Origin of the sequence: Streptomyces sp. R28, from assembly GCF_041052385.1 — a bacterium.
Taxonomy (GTDB): Bacteria; Actinomycetota; Actinomycetes; order Streptomycetales; family Streptomycetaceae; genus Streptomyces.
The window spans coordinates 1,095,163-1,112,858 of the sequence record NZ_CP163439.1; the positions used below are offsets into that span (position 1 = coordinate 1,095,163).

General features: G+C 72.1%; 8 protein-coding genes and 2 pseudogenes. 4 read left to right on the forward strand and 6 right to left on the reverse strand.

From position 1 onward, the window contains the following. Positions 1–4 precede the first annotated feature (4 nt). Positions 5–7,723: an amino acid adenylation domain-containing protein gene (locus AB5J49_RS04620; RefSeq protein ID WP_369167185.1), complete on the reverse strand. Its 7,719-nt coding sequence runs from the start codon at positions 7,721–7,723 to the stop codon at positions 5–7. After that, on the reverse strand, positions 7,720–9,021 hold the full coding sequence (locus AB5J49_RS04625; protein WP_369167186.1) for a cysteate synthase: 1,302 nt from the start codon (positions 9,019–9,021) through the stop codon (positions 7,720–7,722). Before AB5J49_RS04625 ends, AB5J49_RS04620 begins: the two co-directional genes overlap by 4 nt. 414 nt (positions 9,022–9,435) lie before the next feature. Here AB5J49_RS04625 and AB5J49_RS04630 point away from each other — a divergent pair, with 414 nt between their 5' ends. The 3 genes and pseudogenes from AB5J49_RS04630 to AB5J49_RS04640 all read left to right on the forward strand — a co-directional run. Further along, a complete protein-coding gene (locus AB5J49_RS04630) occupies positions 9,436–10,386 on the forward strand; it encodes a thiamine pyrophosphate-dependent enzyme (RefSeq protein ID WP_369175042.1) in 951 nt (316 codons plus the stop codon). Between the two features lies 1 nt (position 10,387). After that, positions 10,388–11,353: pseudogene (locus AB5J49_RS04635) on the forward strand (alpha-ketoacid dehydrogenase subunit beta); the annotation flags it as partial. 78 nt (positions 11,354–11,431) lie between these two features. After that, positions 11,432–12,460 (forward strand): annotated as a pseudogene (locus AB5J49_RS04640) (dihydrolipoamide acetyltransferase family protein); the annotation flags it as partial. Positions 12,461–12,481: 21 nt separating this feature from the next. Here the strand turns inward: AB5J49_RS04640 and AB5J49_RS04645 are convergent. Next, positions 12,482–13,438 carry an MvdC/MvdD family ATP grasp protein gene (locus tag AB5J49_RS04645; protein ID WP_369167187.1) on the reverse strand — a complete coding sequence of 319 codons (957 nt, stop codon included), beginning with the start codon at positions 13,436–13,438 and terminating at the stop codon, positions 12,482–12,484. Positions 13,439–13,452: 14 nt separating this feature from the next. Further along, positions 13,453–13,644, reverse strand: a complete 192-nt coding sequence (gene tgmA / locus AB5J49_RS04650) for a putative ATP-grasp-modified RiPP (protein ID WP_369167188.1) — start codon at positions 13,642–13,644, stop codon at positions 13,453–13,455. Between the two features lie 311 nt (positions 13,645–13,955). Here tgmA and AB5J49_RS04655 point away from each other — a divergent pair, with 311 nt between their 5' ends. Continuing rightward, complete coding sequence (locus AB5J49_RS04655; RefSeq protein WP_369167189.1) at positions 13,956–15,971, forward strand: GDSL-type esterase/lipase family protein; 2,016 nt, start codon at positions 13,956–13,958, stop codon at positions 15,969–15,971. A 9-nt stretch (positions 15,972–15,980) separates the two neighbouring features. Here the strand turns inward: AB5J49_RS04655 and AB5J49_RS04660 are convergent, their stop codons facing one another. Both AB5J49_RS04660 and AB5J49_RS04665 read right to left on the reverse strand, forming a co-directional pair. After that, a complete protein-coding gene (locus AB5J49_RS04660; protein ID WP_369167190.1) occupies positions 15,981–16,415 on the reverse strand; it encodes a hypothetical protein in 435 nt (144 codons plus the stop codon). A gap of 57 nt (positions 16,416–16,472) precedes the next feature. Continuing rightward, entirely contained in the window at positions 16,473–17,666 is a 1,194-nt protein-coding gene (locus AB5J49_RS04665; RefSeq protein WP_369167191.1) for an esterase-like activity of phytase family protein, read from the reverse strand. Between the last annotated feature and the right edge of the window lie 30 nt (positions 17,667–17,696).

A 17,696-nucleotide genomic window follows, 5' to 3' on the forward strand; every position in this document is an offset into this window, starting at 1 on the left:
TGGGTTACCTCCACTCGCTTCCGAACTCGGCTTCGAGTTCGTCGATCTCTGCTTGGGACAGGGACACCAGGGGCAGGTCGGACGGCGTGTGTCCGCCTGCCGGGGTGCCGGCGGCCTGGGCGGTCAGCTCCTCGCACCAGAGGTCGGCGAGGGCACGGACGTCGCCCTCGGACCAGATGCCGGGGGCCCAGGACCAGGTGGTGTCGAGCCGGCCGTCGGCGGTGCTCACCGCGGTGATCTCCAGACCGTGCGCGACGGGCATGGCGGCGTCATGGGCCGCGCCCAGGTTCCGCAGCGACTCCGGCGCGGGCGCGAAGTCACCGCCCGCCGAATGGGCCGTACGGCCCAGGTAGTTGAAGCCGACCTCCGGGACCGGGAGGGCGGCGAGGGCGGGTCCGGTCTCGGGGTTGAGATACCGGAGCAGGCCGTGGCCGATGCCGTGGTCGGGTACGGACCGCAGCTGTTCCTTGACGCTCTTCAGCACGTGCGCACGGTCGCCGAGGTCGACGCCGGTGAGGTCGAGCCGGGCGGGCGCGACGCTGGTGAACCAGCCGACGGTGCCCGACAGGTCGACTCCCTCGGCGATCTCCTCGCGGCCGTGCCGCTCGATGTCGATCAGGAGGGCCCGGTGGCTGAAGCGGCGCGCGAAGGCGGTGGCCAAAGCGGCGAGCAGCACGTCTTCGGGGCCGGCGTGGAAGGCGGCCGGGACGGTGGTGAGCAGTTCGTCGGTGACCTCGGCCGGGAGTTCCCGGGTGAGGTGGCGCATCGCGCCGGTCACGTCCCGTTCCGGGTCGGGGCGCCGGGTGCCGAGGAGCGGGGCCGGCTGCTCCAGCATCCGCTGCCATACGTCGAGTTCGGTGGTCCGCTCCAGCGCCTCCCGCTCCAGCAACAGGGCCCAGCGCCGGAAGGAGGTGCCCGGGGCGGACAGCTCCGTCTCGCGCCAGGCAGCGGCCAGGTCGGTGCGCAGGATGTTCCAGGAGACGCCGTCCACGGCGAGGTGATGGACCGTCAGCAGGAGACGACCGGTGCGATCCGGCCCGGCATCGAACCACACGGCGCGCAGCAACCTCGCTTGCTCCGGATCGAGTTGTGCAGAGCACCGTCGCTCGGGCGTCGCAGCCGCGTCGGACACCGCCACCCGCTCCAGCAGCCCGCCCGCGTCGACGCTTGTCGGCGGCAGGATCTCGGCCGTCCAGTCGTCGGTGCTCAGCCGCATCCGCAGGACGTCGTGACGGTCCACGAGGGCCTGGAGCGCGCGCGTCAGACGCTTCTCGTCGGCGTCGGCCGGCGTGACGAGGAGGACGGACTGGCTGAACGAGCCGATGGGGCCGCCGCGTTCGCGCAGCCGGCGGAGGGCCGGGGTGAGCGGCAGCTCGCCGACCGCCGGTTCCTGGTCCCGGTGCGGGGTGTCGGGAGCCGGGCGGGCCGCCGCCAGCGCGGCGAGCGCGGCCACGGTCCGCTGCTCGAACACATCTCGCGGGGTCAGCCGCACGCCTGCGGCGATCGCTCGGCTCACCAGATGGATCGAGGTGATGCTGTCGCCGCCGAGGTCGAAGAAGCCGTCGTCGACGCTCACGTCAGCCACGGCGAGGACCTCGGCGAAGAGCTCCTGGAGGACCCGCTCCTCGGGGGTGCGGGGCGCCCGGCGCCCGCCCGCCGGCGCACGGGCCGGCTCGGGCAGGGCCGTACGGTCCAGCTTGCCGTTGCCCGTCATCGGCAGGTCGTCCAGCGGCACGAGCGCCTCGGGCACCATGTGGGCGGGCAACTGCCGGGCGCAGTGGGCGCTCACGGCCGCAAGGTCGGCCTCACCGGCTCCGACGACGTACCCGACGAGACGCCGGACACCGCCCTCGTCCTCCCGCACGACCACCGCGGCCTGCACGACGGCCGGATGGGCGGTCAGCACACCCTCGATCTCACCGGGCTCTATCCGCAGCCCTCGGATCTTGAGCTGGCCGTCTGCCCGCCCGCGCAGCTCCAGGGTGCCCTCGGCACGGCGCACGGCGAGGTCGCCGGTGCGGTACATGCGCTCACCGGCCGGGCCGAAGGGGTCGGCGACGAACCGCTCGGCGGTCAGGCCCGGACGGTTCCAGTAGCCGCGGGCCACATGGTCGCCGGCCACATACAGCTCGCCCTCGACGCCGACAGGTACGGGGTTCAGGCGTGTGTCCAGCACATAGGCGCGGGTGTTCCACATGGGCCGGCCGATGGGCACGGGCCCTGTCGGTACCTCGTCGCCGGGTTCGATGCGGTGGTCGGTACAGCCGACGGTGAGTTCGGTCGGGCCGTAGTGGTTGATCAGCCGTACATGCGGGTGCTCGCGGCGCCACTGGCGCAGGGCCTCGCCCACGAGTGCCTCGCCGCCGAGCATGAACTCCTCGTCGGGTGACAGGTCGTGCGGGAGCGCGGGCAGCAGCGGGAGATGGCTGGGGGTGGCCTTGAGGAAGGTGTAGCCGCTGCGCAGCGGGGCGGCGCCCGCCTCGTGGAAAGCGGCGATGTGCACGCGCCCGCCGGCGGCGAGCGCCCCGTGCAAGGTGGTCACCGTGGCGTCGAAGGACATGGTGGCGTGCAGCAACGAGGTGCCCCGCAGGCTCGGGTACGCCTCCACGCAACGGGCCACGTAGGTGGTGAGGTTGCGGTGCTCGACGACGACACCCTTGGGACGGCCTGTGGTGCCGGAGGTGTAGATCAGATAGGCGGGATCGGCGGGCCGGGCCTTTGCGAGAGGCGCGTCGGGGTCCTCCGGTGCGGCGTCCGGGGACACGACGGGACAGGCCACGGGCTGCCGGTCCCGGGTGATCAGGCACACCGGGGCCGCGTCGGAGAGCAGGTGGGCGGTGCGCTCGGCCGGATGCTCGGGGTCCAGCGGCAGATAGGCGGCACCCGACTTGAGCACGGCCAGCACGGCGACCGCGAGGTCGACCGAGCGCGGCAGCGAGAAGGCGACGACACGGCCCGGCCCGGCACCGTACGACGCCAGCACGCGCGCCAACTTGCCTGCACGCTCACTGAGTTGACAGTACGTCAGCATGACTGAGGCGTCTTCGACTGCCACGGCGTCCGGCGTCCGCGCCGCCCGCGCCTCGAACATCCGGGGGAAGGTGGTGCCCGGGACCTCCCGTGCCGTGTCGTTGAACTCCACGACCAGGCGGTGCCGTTCGCCGTCCGCGAGGATGTCGAGCGCCCCGATCGCCCGGTCGGGATCGTCTACGGCAGCACGCAGCAGCCGTACCAGCCGGGCGGCCAACTCCTCGGCCGTACGACGGTCGAAGAGGTCGGCGCTGTACTGGAGCACGCCCTCGATGCCGTCCGGCGAGCCGTCCGCGGCGCGCTGCTCACCCAGGTTGAAGGTCAGGTCGATCTTCGTGGCACCGGTCTCCACGGGCAGCGTCCGGGACTGGAGTCCGGGGAGGTCGAGGCTCGGGTCGGCGGTGGGCCGGAAGGCGAGCATCACCTGGAAGAGCGGGTGCCGGGCCGGCGAGCGCGGCGGGTTGAGCGCCTCGACCAGGTGCTCGAACGGCAGGTCCTGGTGGGCGTAGGCCGCCAGATCGGTCTCTCTGACCCGGCCCAGCACGTCCCGGAAGGTCGGGTCGCCGGAGGTGTCGGTGCGCAGCACCAGGTTGTTGAGGAAGCAGCCGACCAGATCGTCGAGCGCCTCGTCGGCACGTCCCGCGACCGGCGTGCCGATCGGGATGTCGGTGCCCGCGCCGAGTCGGGTGAGCAGGGCGGCGAGACCTGCCTGCACGGCCATGAACACGGTCGTGCCGGTCGCGGTGGCCAGTGAACGCAGCCTCCGGTGCAGATCGGCGTCGAGCCGGACCTGGATGTCGCCGCCCCGCAGGGTGGGGCGGGCCGGGCGCGGGCGGTCGGCGGGGAGCGGGAGCTCCCCGGGGAGTCCGTCGAGCACCTCACGCCAGTGGGCGAGTTGACGGTCCTGGTCGTGGCCGAGGACGTCCTGCTGCCAGGCGCCGTAGTCGGCGTACTGGAGGGGCAGCGGCGCCCAGTCCGGGGCTCGCCCCGTCAGCCGGGCCCGGTAGGCGGTCGCCAGGTCCCGGACGAGGGGGTCCAACGACCAGCCGTCGGCGGCGATGTGGTGCAGGACGAGAAGGAACACACGGTCCTCGGGCGCGAGGACGACGAGATGAGCACGGAGCGGGATCTCCTCGCCGATCCTGAAGCCGATGGACGCCAACTCACCCAGCTTGTCCGCCAGTTCGGCCTCATGGCGGACGGTGTCGATCCGCAACTCGGGTCGTACGGCGTCCAGCACCCGCTGGCAGGGAATCCCGTCCGCGTCCGGGTACACGGTGCGCAGGATCTCGTGCCGGGCGACGACGTCGGCCAGTGCGGCGCGCAGCGCGTCCGCGTCGAGCGGCCCGCCGGTCAGTCGTACGGCGAGCGGGATGTTGTAGGCGGCGCCGGGCCCTTCCAGCCGATGCAGGAACCACAGTCGGCGCTGGGCCGACGACACAGGGGGCTCGCCCTGTACGGTCTGCGCGGGCCGTGCTGTCTGTGCCGTCCGTGCGGCCTGTGGTGTCTTTGCCGTCCGTGCCGTCGGCCTGCGAGCGGGACGCGGTCGTACGGCCGTCCCCGTGCCGAGCAGCCGGGCCAGCCCGGCCGGCGTGGGGGCACGGAACACGTCGCGCAGGGTCAGCTCGGTGCCGAGCGCGCCGCGGATACGGCCGAGGAGCCGCAGCGCGAGCAGCGAATGGCCGCCGAGGGCGAAGAAACCGTCACCGGGACCCACCTCGTTCAGGCCCAGGACATCGGCGAACAGGCCGCACAGGAGCTCTTCGTACGGCGTACGGGCGGTGGCGGGCACGGGTGCCGTCCCGCTCGGCGGCGACGGCAGCGCGGCCCGGTCGAGCTTGCCGTTGGCCGTGAGCGGCAGCCGGTCCAGGACCACGACGGCCGAGGGCACCATGTAGTCGGGCAGATGGGCCGCGAGGTGGTCGCGCAGGTCGTCCGGTGCCGGTGACTCGCCCTCGGCGGGGACTGCGTAGGCCACCAGGCGACGGTCGCCGGTCCGGTCCTCGCGGACGACGGCGACCGCCTGGGCGACCCCGGGCCGGCCGGCGAGGGCCGCCTCGATCTCTCCGGGCTCGATACGGAAGCCGCGCAGCTTGATCTGGCCGTCGGCCCGGCCATGGAACTCGAGTTCGCCGTCCGGCGTCACGCGGACGTGGTCTCCGGTGCGGTACATGCGGGCGCCGGGCGGGCCGAAGGGGTCGGCGACGAAGCGCTCGGCGGTCGCGTCCGGGCGGTTCAGGTAGCCGCGGGCCACACCGGGGCCGGCGACGTACAGCTCCCCCACCGTGCCCGTCGGAACCGGCTGGAGGGCGCCGTCGAGCACGTGGGCGCGCATGCCGTCCAGCGGGCGGCCGATGGGCAGCGGGTCCGGCACGTCGGCGCCGGGCGGGCAGGGGCGGTACGTGGCGAAGGTGGTCGTCTCGGTCGGGCCGTAGCCGTCGGTGACGGTCAGGCCCGGGCAGGCGGCCTGGACCCGGCGCACGGCGGCGACGGGGACGGCTTCGCCGCCGGTCCACACCTGGCGCAGGCCCGCGAAGCAGCCGGGGTCCTCCTCGGCAGCCAGCCGGAAGAGCCCGGCGGTGAGCCACAGCGAGGTGAGCCCGTGCCGCTCCGTCAGGCGTGCCACGGCTGCGGCGTCCACGTCCTCGTCCGGGTCGGCGACCACGGCGGTGCCGCCGTTCAGCAGCGGCACCCACATCTCGTACGTCGAGGCGTCGAAGGCGGTCGGCGAGTGGACCAGCACGCGCGCGTGGGCGGCACCGTCGAACGCCGGGTCGGTGGCCAGGGCGGTGATGTCGCGGTGGGTGACGGCGACGCCCTTCGGGGTGCCGGTGGAGCCGGATGTGTAGCTGACGTAGGCCAGTTGGGCGGGGTGCACCCGTATGCCGGGGTCGGTGTCCGGTTCAGCGACGAGCGTGGGGTCGGTGGCGGCGACGACTGGCGGGCCGTCGTAGGCATCCTTGGCGGGCTCTGCGTCGGTCGGGTCGCCTTCGGTCGGCTCGGCGTCGGCGGGTTCGGCGTCGGTCAGCAGGACCACCGCCCGCGTCTCGGCCAGGATCCGCCGGGTGCGGGCCCGCGGGGCACGTGGGTCGAGGCCGACGTACGCGCCGCCCGCCTTGAGGACGGCGAGCAACGCGACGACAAGGTGGTCGGAGCGGCGCATCAGGACCGCCACGCGGTCCTCGGAGCGGACACCGAGACCGATCAGACGGTGGGCCAGCCGGTTGGCGCGGGCGTTCAACTCCCGGTAGCTGCCGGCGCGTTCGCCCTGGAGGAGAGCCGTACCGACCGGGTCGACGGTGACGCGAGCCGCGAACAGTGCGGGCACGGTCGTCTCGCCCCGGCGCGCGTCGGTGCCGACGAGCCGTGAGCGTTCCCCGGCAAGGGCCGTCTCGACCCGGCCGACCGGGGTGCCGGGGCCGAGCACGGCCGCCGCGAACTGCTCCAGGAAATGCGCGAACCTGCGGTGATGGGCGGCGAGTTCGGCCTCCGAGTAGTGCGCGCGGCTCGCGTCGAGGTCGACGCGGATGCCGTGGCCGTCCACGCGGTCGTACACGTTGACGGCGAGGTCCTCGACCGGACCGGTGGAGAGGTTGTGGCGAGTGGTCGGGTGCCCGGCGAAGCGCAGCTCCTGCCCGAACGCCATGATGTTGACGACGGGCCCGAAGAACCGCCGCCCGTCCTGCGGCCAGTCCAGTTCCCGGCGCAGGTCCTCGCCCCGCAGGCGCTGGTGGGCCAGCAGCTCGCGGGTGGCGGTCGCGGTCTGGCGTACGAGGTGGAACGCCGCCGTGTCGGGCCGTACGGACAGCCGCAGCGGGAGCACGTTCGAGGCCATGCCCGGCGTGGCGAGTTCCGTCTCACTCTCGCGGGCGGTGACGGCGAGGCCCAGCACGATGTCCCGGGCTCCGGTGAGCCGGTGCAGATAGGCGGCGGTCGCCGCGAGGACGACACGCGACCAGCGGGTCCCGGCACGCTCGGCGGCCGCGTGGACCAAGTCCCCCGCCACTTCGGGGAGATGACCGGTGCGGCGCAGGAAGCGGGCGGCGACCTGGGGCGGGCGCGTGGACAGGCCGACGGGCTCGGGACGGTCGGCGAGGGCACGGTTCCAGTACGCCCGGTCCGCCGCGTGCCGTTCGCCGGAGCGGTACGCCTCGTCGGCGGCGGCCAGTGGGGCGAGCGGCGCGGACGGTGAGGTGTGGGGGGTGCCGGCGATACGGGCGGTGTAGGCGTCGGCGACCCGGCTCGCGATGAGGGAGCAGCTGTAGCCGTCGACGGCGATGTGGTGGTAGCGCTGGTACCAGATCCAGTGGGCGTCCGCGAGTTTCAGCAGCGCGTACCGGAAGAGCGGGGCCCGGTCGAGGTCGAACGGCGTGGCGAAGTCGGCGGCCATCCACGCCTCGGCGGCGGACCGGGCATCGGGCTCGTCCGTGAGGTCGAGGACGGACAGGTCCCAGTCGGGGGCTGCCTCGACGGTCTGGCGCACGGAGTCGTCGGCGGCGGCGAACCGCACCCGCAGCGTCTCGGTGGCGTCCACGACCTGGCGTATCGCGGCCCTGAAGTGCTGGGGGTCGACGGGCCCGTGGATCTCGGTGTACTCGCCCACGTTGTAGGCGGGGCCGGCCGGATCGAGCCGCTGCCCGAACCACATCGAGCGCTGGGCGGCGGACAGATCCAGGTCCAGTACGTCGGTCATCGGCCCTCCGCCACGACGACGGGGCCGGCGCCGGTGAGCAGTCGTTGCACCTGCTCGGCGACGTACAGGGGACCCGTGTCGCGGCCGGGCCAGGGGACGCACAGCCAGGGTTCGGCGGGGATCAGCGCGAGGTCGCGGGCCTGGCGGGCGCGGCCGCCGCCGGTGATGTTGAGGAGCACGAGTTCGTCGCGGCGGACCTGCCCGGCCCGCACCGCGTCGGCCAGCGCGGCGAGGGCGACTCCGGCGCCCGGCTCGATGTCGATGCCCTCGACCTCTTCGAAGAGCGCCATGGCGGCGAGCGCGGACTCGTTGTCGGTACATCGCACGGCGCCGCCGCTCTCGCCGAGCACGTCCCGGACTCCGCCGCGGACGGTGAACGGCGGTCGGCGGTTGGTCAGTTCGCGGGCGAGCGGCTCGTGTTCGCGGTGGGCCGGGGCGGGGCCGGTGTCCCGCCAGGCGTCGTACAGCGGTGTGAAGGGTGTGTTCTGGCACATCAGCAGGCGGGGCAGCGCCTCGTCGCCCGTGCGGAGGCGACGCGCCGTCTCGTGGGCGCCGATGGCCCCGGTACCGCTGCCGACGGCCTGTACGTACGTCTCCGGCAGCCGCCCCAGCTCCTCGGCGGCGGCCCGCATGACGGTGCCGAGGCCGTCACGGCGGCCCACGTTGCGCGCGCCGCCCTCGGCGTGGTGGCCGGGCAGTCGAGCGAGGAGGTCGGCGCAGGCGATGGCGTCGCTGTAGGTGGCGGTGCCGTCGAGGACGACGAGCCGGACGCAGGGGTCGAGCGGGGCGGGGAACCGCATCCGCTCCAGGGCGGGGGCGGGCACGACGAGCAGACAGGGCACCCGGTACTTGGTGGCGGCCCAGGCGAAGGCGGCCGCGGTGTTGCCCGCCGACGGGATCACCAGGACCGGCGGATCGGCGGGCAGCCGACCGAGCACGGTGTACGCCTCCAGGTCCTTGAACGTGCAGGTGGGCAGCTGTGCCCCGCGTTCGGGCCAGTGGCCGTTGAAGGCGACCCACAGCCGGTCGAGGCCGATCCGGCGGCCGAGCCGTTCGGCGGGGAGGACGACCGGGCCCGGCACGTCGGGGAAGGTACGCGCCACCGGCAGCAGCGGGGCATACCGAAACAGCCCGCTGCTTTCGCCGACGCGGGTTCCGGTTCCGTCGTACGCGGTGCGCAGAAATGCCGGTTCGTGGCCACGGGCGCAGTCGAGGAGGAGACCGTCGTCCGCGTAACGAGTTCCGCACGAGGAACAGACGAGTGTGTAGTGACGTGTTCCCGGACGTGCCCCGGACATCTTCGCTCGCCTTCCGCAGTGCCGCATTTCGCTGATCAATTTGACCGTGGTCTTCAGGAAGGGCAGGCGACGGGCGAATTACCTTTTCACAAAGCCAGGTTGACGGATAGGAAGCGCTTACTCATCTCTTACCCAGAGCGACGGACTGTTCAGCTCCGCTTCATCTGCCCTTATCTGCTGGACAGTCGGAAAAGCACATGCCGTGGAGATCATCCGAGGCGCCACAAGCCGTGAGGAAAGGGTGGCGGAAACATGGGTCATACGCCGATGCATACGACTGCGGGGAAAGGGGTGGAGCTCTCCCCCTGGCTCCCGTCCCAGGTTCCGGTTTCCCTTCTGTCGCCGCCTGACAGCACAGCGAACGGGACGTACCGGGAGCCGTCGCCCGAGTCGCTGCTGACGGCGTATCGGAAGATGGTCCTCGGGCGCCGTTTCGACGAGCAGGCGACCGCGCTCGCCCGGCAGGGCAGGCTCGCGGTACACCCGTCGAGCCTGGGCCAGGAGGCGTGTCAGGTCGGTGCCGCGCTCGCGCTGCGCGCCACGGACTGGCTGTTCCCCACCTACCGGGACTGCGTCGCACTGGTCAGCCGCGGGATCGACCCGGTCGAGGCGCTGACGCTGCTGCGCGGCGACGCCCACTGCGGCTACGACCCGCTGCGCCACCGCACCGCTCCGCAGTGCACCCCGCTCGCCACCCACGCCGCGCACGCCACCGGACTGGCCCACGCCGAGCGCCTCAAGGGCGGCGACACCGTCGCCCTGGCACTCGTCGGGGACGGCGCCACCAGCGAGGGCGACTTCCACGAGGCGCTCAATCTGGCGGGCGTGCTGCGCGCGCCGGTGGTCTTCCTCGTGCAGAACAACCGGTACGCCATCTCCGTCCCGCTGTCCGCCCAGTGCGCGGCACCGGGTCTGGCCTACAAGGGCGTCGGCTACGGCGTCCGCGCGGAACAGGTGGACGGCAACGACGCCGCGGCCGTCCTCGCCGTGCTGAGTACGGCGATCGAGGACGCGCGGGCGGGCGGCGGACCGTGGCTGGTCGAGGCGCACACCTACCGCATGGGACCGCACACCAGCGCCGACGACCCCTCTCGCTACCGCCCGGCCGAGGAGGCCGAGCACTGGCGCCGACGCGACCCGATCACCCGCCTGGAGTCCGCCCTGCGCGAGCGCGGCGTGCTGACCCCCGAGGCCGCCGAGGCCGCGACCGCCGAGGCGGAGGCGTACGCCGCCGACCTGCGCGCACGGTTCGCCGAGGACCCCGAACTCACCCCCCTGGCCCTGTTCGACCACGTCTTCGCCTCACCGCCCCCGCACCTGACCGATCAACGGGCCGCGTTGCGCGCCGAGTTGGAGGGACGCTGACATGACGACGACCGTGGCGATGGCGCAGGCACTCAACGCCGCCCTGCGGGACGCGCTCGGCGCGGACGAGCGCGTCGTGGTCTTCGGCGAGGACGTCGGCCGCCTCGGCGGCGTCTTCCGGGTCACCGACGGGCTCACCGAGGAGTTCGGCGACCGGCGCTGCTTCGACACCCCGGTCAGCGAGGCCGGCATCGGGGGCCTCGCGGTCGGCATGGCGATGGCCGGGTTCCGGCCGGTGGTGGAGATGCAGTTCGACGCGTTCGCCTACCCGGCGTTCGAGCAGATCGCCTCCCACATGGCCAAGATGCGCAACCGGACCCGAGGTGTGCTCCCGCTGCCGCTGGTCGTCCGGATCCCGTACGGCGGCGGCATCGGCGGTGTGGAGCACCACAGCGACTCCAGTGAGGCGTACTACGCGCACACGGCCGGTCTGAAGGTGGTGACGCCGGCGACGGCCGCCGACGCCTATTCCCTGCTGCGCGAGGCGATCGACGACCCGGACCCGGTGATCTTCCTGGAGCCCAAGCGCCACTACTGGACCAAGGAGACGCTCCGACTCCCGGCCCGCACCGAGCCGTTCGGCACCGCCGCGCTACGCCGGCCCGGGAGCGACGCGACGTTGGTGGCGTACGGCCCCTCCGTCGCCGTCGCCCTGGAAGCGGCCCGGGCGGCCGAGGCCGAGGGCCTCGACGTGGAGGTGCTGGACCTGCGCACCCTCGTCCCGCTGGACGACCGTGCGCTCACCGCCTCCGTCCGCCGCACCGGCCGCTGCCTGGTCGTGCACGAGGCGCAGGGCTTCGCCGGGGTCGGCGCCGAGATCGCGGCCCGGGTGCAGGAGCGGTGCTTCGACGCGCTGCTCGCGCCGGTGCTGCGGGTCACCGGCTTCGACATCCCATATCCGCCCCCGCTGCTGGAGGACGCGCATCTGCCGGGCGCCGGGCGGGTGCTGGAGGCGCTGCGCCGGCTGCTGCCGCGCGGTGTCGAGCAACGGTCCCGTCAAGACGCGCCCCCGGCTTCCGACTCGAACGGCAGCACCTTCCATCTGCCCGATCTGGGCGAGGGGTTGGCCGACGCCGAGGTGCTGGAGTGGATGGTCGCGGTGGGCGACACGGTCCGGCAGGACCAGGTCGTGGCCGAGGTGGAGACGGCCAAGTCGGTGGTGACGCTGCCGAGTCCGTACGCCGGTACGGTGACGGCCCTGCACTGCCGGGCCGGCGAGATCGTGCGGGTGGGGGCTCCGTTGCTGACGGTGACTCAACCCGCCTCGGCGGAGCCGGGCTCAGGGGCCGTACTCACCGGCTACGGGACGAACAGGGCGCGGCGGCCCGCACGGGCATCCACCGTCACTGCGGACGCGGACGCGGACGCGGGCACAGACGCAGACGCAGAAGCGCCGACCCGTCCGTCGGACACAGTCACCCGCACACAGCTCGACGCCACTGCCGACAAGTACCTCCGCAGTCACCGCGACACACCCGCCGTCACCATCTGGGCCGACGCCGACGCCACGAACCTCCTCGCCGCCCGGGCCGCACACGGCACCGGCCTGCTGCCGCTGCTCGCGCAGGCGTGCCTGGCCGGGCTCGCCGCCTTCCCCGACCTCAACGCCCGTGTCGACGCCGGCCGCGGGGAGGTCGTCCGCCTTCCCGAGGTGCACCTCGGCTTCGCCGCGCAGACCGCCCACGGCCTGGTCGTCCCCGTGGTCCGGGACGCGCACCGGCTCACCCTGGACGACCTCGCAGCCGAACTGCGCCGCCTGACCGGCCTCGCCCGCGAGGACGCCCTCCCCCTGGACCACCGGACCGGCGGCACCTTCACCCTGAACAACTACGGCCCCCTCGACGTCGACGGCGCCACACCGATCCTCAACCACCCCCAGTCCGCGATGCTCGGCATCGGCCGCATCACGGACCGCCCCTGGGCGGTGGACGGCCTCGTGGAGGTGCGCAAGGTCGTCACCATGTCGCTCACCTTCGACCACCGGGTGTGCGACGGCACCACCGCGGCCGGATTCCTGCGCCATGTCACCGACCGCCTCGTCACCGACCGCCTCGTCACCGACCCCGGCGACTGACGCCGACTGACGGCGGCTGACTCACCGGCGGCTCTCGGGAGAGCGGCGGTCCGCCCTGCGCTGTGCCAGCCACAGGGCGACCTCCTCCGAGATCGGCTGCCCCGTCGCCAGCTCGACGAAGCCGAACTGGCCGCCCTGGTTGCACTCCAGGAACCACCAGATGCCGTGCTCGTCCTCGGCGAAGTCGAAGGCGGCGTACGCCAGTCCGGCGAGAGTGACGTAGTCGTGCACCGACTTGCCGATGCGTTCGGGGACCGGGACCGGCTCCCAGGCGTGCCCGGTGTCGCCGTAGCGTCCGTCGACCTGGCCGGGTTCGGCGGTCTTCCGCGCGGCGAACAGGCGGGTGCCGACACTGGTCAGCCGGATGTCGGCCCGCTTGGGTACGTACCGCTGGAGCAGCGCGGGCCCGGCCGCGACCGCGGAGAAGTCCGCGTCGGGGCCGACGAGGGTGGTGGGCAGGGCCAGCCCGGGGTCACCGGGCGGCGGCCCCGAGGCGGACTTCACCACCACGTCCCGGTGCTCCTCGGTGAACTCCCGCGCCAGCCGGGGTGACGTGGTGAAGACCGTCGGCGGTACGGCGAAACCGCTGAGGTGCGCGACCCTCAACTGCCAGGGCTTGAGCCGGGCCTGGTCGGCGTTGCGCGGATGGTTCATCCACCGGGCTGCGGCGGAGTGGAGCATCCCGTACAGCGCCTGCCGGGTCTCGGCGGTCAGCCACGGGGAGGGATACGCGGCGTGCGCGGCCGGTTCGCCGGGCCTGCGCACCCATATGGAGCGCAGGCCTCCCATGCTGAGCACATGTCCGTTGACCGACAGGTGCCCGTCGAAGTCACCATGGGCGTAGTCGACGGACAGCACGGCCTTGCCCGGCAGGTCGGCGGGGTCCAGCCGCATCACGGGAGTCCCTGTCCCGTGCAGCCTGGCCACCACCATGTCGGCGGTCACGTCCTCTTCGGACGTCAGGATCAGTACGGTCATTCGCGTACGGATCGTCAGTCGTCGAAGTGGGTCGCGGATCCGGCGGTGGACGTCGTCGTGCCGACCGCGAGCAGCAGGTCCGGGTCACTGACGGCGGGGCGGCCGTCGGGCAGCACGTTCAGCTGGCGGGCCGGGTCGAAGTGATACGGCGTCACCGCGTGCGCAAGCCCCCTGGGAAAGGCGTAGTTGAGGGTGAACGGTCGCACTCGAAACCTCCACGGACGTTGTCTGCATTACCGTCCTTTACGCGCTTCTTGCGTAAGGAATTCATCACTTTCAGCCACATCGGGGTGAAGGTCGTCACATCAACTGCACGAGTCGCATGCACCTCCCCCATGAGTCATCCATCGGATGAGCCGTCACATCTGTCACACGAGCCACACGAGGTGACCACACCTCACGCTCGGCCCCCTCCCGTACGCACGCGACTCCTTGACGCTGAACCGTTTCATTGCTTCTCTCAGAAAGCAGTTCTTCATGGGAGCGCTCCCAACCCCCACACGTGAAAGGGGCCCCTGTGCAGACCACCACCCCCCACCCCCTCATCCTGCGCCGACCCAGACGCGCCCTTTCCGCCCTCGTCACCGCCGCGCTCGTCGCCTGCCTGCTGTCGCTGTCCTGGGCGGGCGGCTCTCCGGCGCGAGCAGCGGCCGGTGACGGCTCGGTCTTTGACCCCAACATCGTCTACGTGGGGCGCTGGGACACCAGTTCGGGCACCGCCGCCGTGCCCCAGTGGTCGGGCGCGTACCTCCAGACGGCTTTCACCGGCACCACGGTGAAGGTCAGGGCGAGGGACGCGGTCAACTTCTACGCGAGCGTCGACGGCGGACCCGACGTCTTCCACGCGGGCGTCCGCGGGACGGTGAACCTCACTCCCCAGCCCCTGTCCTCCAGCACCCACACCCTGCGGATCTCCTACCGCTCCGGCGACACCGTCTTCCAGGGCCTGGTGCTGGACTCCGGCGCCCGCACGGTAAGTCCGGCCATGCCGTCCGGGCTGGTCGAGTTCGTCGGGGACTCCATCACCGCCGGCGCCCTCACCGACCGGCTGGCGCTCGACTCGTACGCCTGGAAGACCGGCGAGCGGCTGGGGATGCGGCACACCCGGATCGCCCGCGCCGGCTACTGCCTGGTCGCCCAGTCCGGTTGTACGGGCCTGAGCGGCCAGTACTTCAGGACCGGCAGCACCGGCGACCAGAACTGGGACTTCTCCCGCTACGGGGTGAGCGCGGTCGTCGTCAACCTGGGCACCAACGACATCGGCCACGGCGTGTCCGGCGCCGCGTTCCAGGCGGCGTACACCAAGTTCCTGAGCGACCTGCGCGCCAACCATCCCGAGGCGCACCTCTTCGCCGTGCAGACGCTCAAGAAGCGCTACGTGACGGAGACCAGGGCCGCCGTCAGCGCCCGCAACAGCTCCGGCGACGCCAAGGTGCACTACGTCGACACCACGGGCTGGCTCACCGATGGCACCGACTACGAGGACGGCAACGGTCATCCCAATGAGGCGGGGCACACCAAGTTCGCCGGCCGGCTGGCGCCCGTCATCGCCACCCGGCTGGGCAGCGCCACCGGTGTGTCCACCCGGGCGGCCGCTCCCGGCCAGCCAGGCGACCCCAACATCAAGTTCGTCGGCCGCTGGGACACCCGGAGCTCCAGCACCCTCTACACCCCGTACTGGGCCGGGGCGTACTACCGGGTCGGGTTCACCGGCCGGACGGTCAAGCTCAAGCAGCGCAACACCATCGACTTCTGGGCCCGCATCGACAACGGGCCGGTGAAGTTCTACGACGACGTCAAGGGCACGGTGGACCTGACCCCGACGGCACTGGCCGCCGGCAACCACACCCTTCAGGTCAACTACCAGGTGGTCGCCGGCTCCTACCGCGGTGACGCCGTCTTCCAAGGGCTGGTCCTCGACAGCGGCGCGACCACCTTCGCGCCGTCGGCCCCTGCCAAGGTCATCGAGTTCGTCGGCGACTCGATCACGGTGGGCACCACCACCTCGCAGAACGCCCGTACCGCGTACGGCTGGCTGATCGGCGAACGGCTGGGTACCGAGCACACCCAGGTCGCCCAGGGCGGTGCCTGTCTGGTCGCCACGGCAGACGGATGCGTGGGCCTGGAGCAGCAGTTCGCCAGGCTCAATCCCAACGCCCCCACGCCAAACTGGGACTTCGCCCGCTACCAGGCGGACGCCGTCGTGATCAACCTCGGCACCAACGACGTGGGCCACGGCGTCAGCTCCACGCAGTTCCAGTCGGCGTACACCAGCCTGCTGCGCAAGGTCCGCGCCGCCTATCCGCGGGCCTGGATCTTCGCACTGGAGACCTTCCGCGGCCGCTACGTCCCGCAGACCGAAGCGGCCGTCAAGGCGGCCGTCGACGGCGGCGACAGCCGGGTCTCCTTCGTCGACACGACGGGCTGGCTGGGCTCCGGCGATCTGACGGACTCCGTCCACCCGAACGACCAGGGCCACCGTGTCATCGCCGACCGTCTGGCACCGATCATCGCGGCGAGAATCGGCGGCTGACCGCGCACGTCATCCCTGCCCGGCGCCGGACCGCAGCTCGCGGAGCAAGTGCGGTGCCGCCTCGGTCAGTTGATCCACCTGGCTCTCGATCAGCCGGAGGCACTCGTCGAGCGAGCCGACGAATGTCTCCGGGATCTCGAGGAGATAGCGGTACCCGCCGTTCTCCTCGTCCTCCGGGGCATCCACCCCGATGTCCGCCTCGACGGAGAAGGCCTCCGGTGACATGCCGACGGTCAGGCCGCACGACATGGCACGGCCGTCGCCGAGATCGAGGGCCACACCGAGGACCTGCGTGCCGGGCGGCGCGCCGTACTTGGCGAACTCGCTCCAGGTGATGTTCGGTTGGTGCTCCAGGAACAGTTCGTACGCCATCTTCCTGAGCCGCCCGGCGACACTCCACAGGGCGATGGGCAGGCGCTGGGCGTCCCGGTCGGCTGCGTCCACGCGCCGATCATAGGACGTGTCCCTCTCGGTGTGACCCGGTGCGGTGCTTGGCGGTTGTCAGCGCAACGCGCGCTCGTCCGCGTGGAGCGCGGCGGTGAGCCGGATGGTGATGAACTCGTTGTTGTCCGCCTTGCCCGGCGTACGGCCGGAGGAGAACGGGAAGTTGTTGTCGTTCAGGACGGCCAGGGTCCGGTCGTCGACGAGGTTCACGTCCTCGATCGTCTGGAACGGGAAGCGGAAGGTCTCCCCAAAACCCCCGAGTCCCTTGGGGTCCGCGATGTCCAGCAGGTCGGCGACCAGGGTCTTGTCCATCAGTCCGTCGCCGTCGCGGTCACGGGTGTCGGCCAGGTAGATCCGCTTGAACTTGGCGGTGTCGCCCTGTCCACCATCACGCTCGATGACGAGGAAGCGGTGCCGGTCGACGGCGGTGGCGTCACCGATGGCGTTCGAGGTCGACTCCAGGCGGTAGACGAAGCGCGTGCCCGTGTAGGTGCGCGTGCGCAGGTCGAACTCGCTGAACCGCAGATCTCCGGGGGTGTCGCCGTTCACCGTGCCCTCGAGGAGCGGGTAGAGGCGGCGGCCGTCCACGGAGCGGACCAGGCCCTCGAACCCCTTGCTGCTCGCGATGTCGGGCCGGGCGCCGTTCAGGTACGGGTTCTCCGGCGCCTTCACCCCGTCGAGCGGGACGGGAGCCTCCAGGAGGCGGCCGCACGAGGAGAAGTGCAGCAGCCAGGGACCGAACTCGTCGCCCATCCAGTACGTCCCGTCCGGCATCCGCACGATGGACTCGACGTCGAAGTCGGCGCCGGTGAGCACACGGTCGGCCCGCGTGAGCGGGAACGGAACATGGCGGTCGGGGTCGGTGAACTGGAAGCCGCCCAGCACGGTGACCTTTCCGGTCCGGGTGTCCGGCTTGATGCGGTGGACGCGGAGCAGGAAGTCCGCGCTGTTGGCCTTGGTGCCGTAGCCGTTGTCCGACAGCACGTCGAAGGTGCCGTCACGCCGGTTCACGACCCCGCTGAAACCTTGCACGGGCTGGTGGGCGAACGGCGCCGCGATCCCGTTGAAGGGACCCGCCCCGATGGCCGAGCCGGACGGCTCGCTGCCCGGCACGAACGTCTCGGCCTGCAGCGAGGCGAAGCCGGTCAGCGTGGCCCGTCCGAAGTCCTGCGCGCCCCGGTCGGCCACCGCGGGCGACGCGAGAGAGACGGTCAGCACCGCGGCGCTGACCATGATCGAGATTCTTCTCATGGCGCGCACAGTAGGAGCGCCGGGTGACGG

Coding starts and splice junctions, on each gene's coding strand:
- AB5J49_RS04620 (WP_369167185.1), bottom strand. CDS start 7,723: ATGACCGACGTACTGGACCTGGATCTGTCCGCCGCCCAGCGCTCGATG.
- AB5J49_RS04665 (WP_369167191.1), bottom strand. CDS start 17,666: ATGAGAAGAATCTCGATCATGGTCAGCGCCGCGGTGCTGACCGTCTCT.
- AB5J49_RS04625 (WP_369167186.1), bottom strand. CDS start 9,021: ATGTCCGGGGCACGTCCGGGAACACGTCACTACACACTCGTCTGTTCC.
- AB5J49_RS04645 (WP_369167187.1), bottom strand. CDS start 13,438: ATGACCGTACTGATCCTGACGTCCGAAGAGGACGTGACCGCCGACATG.
- AB5J49_RS04630 (WP_369175042.1), top strand. CDS start 9,436: ATGGTCCTCGGGCGCCGTTTCGACGAGCAGGCGACCGCGCTCGCCCGG.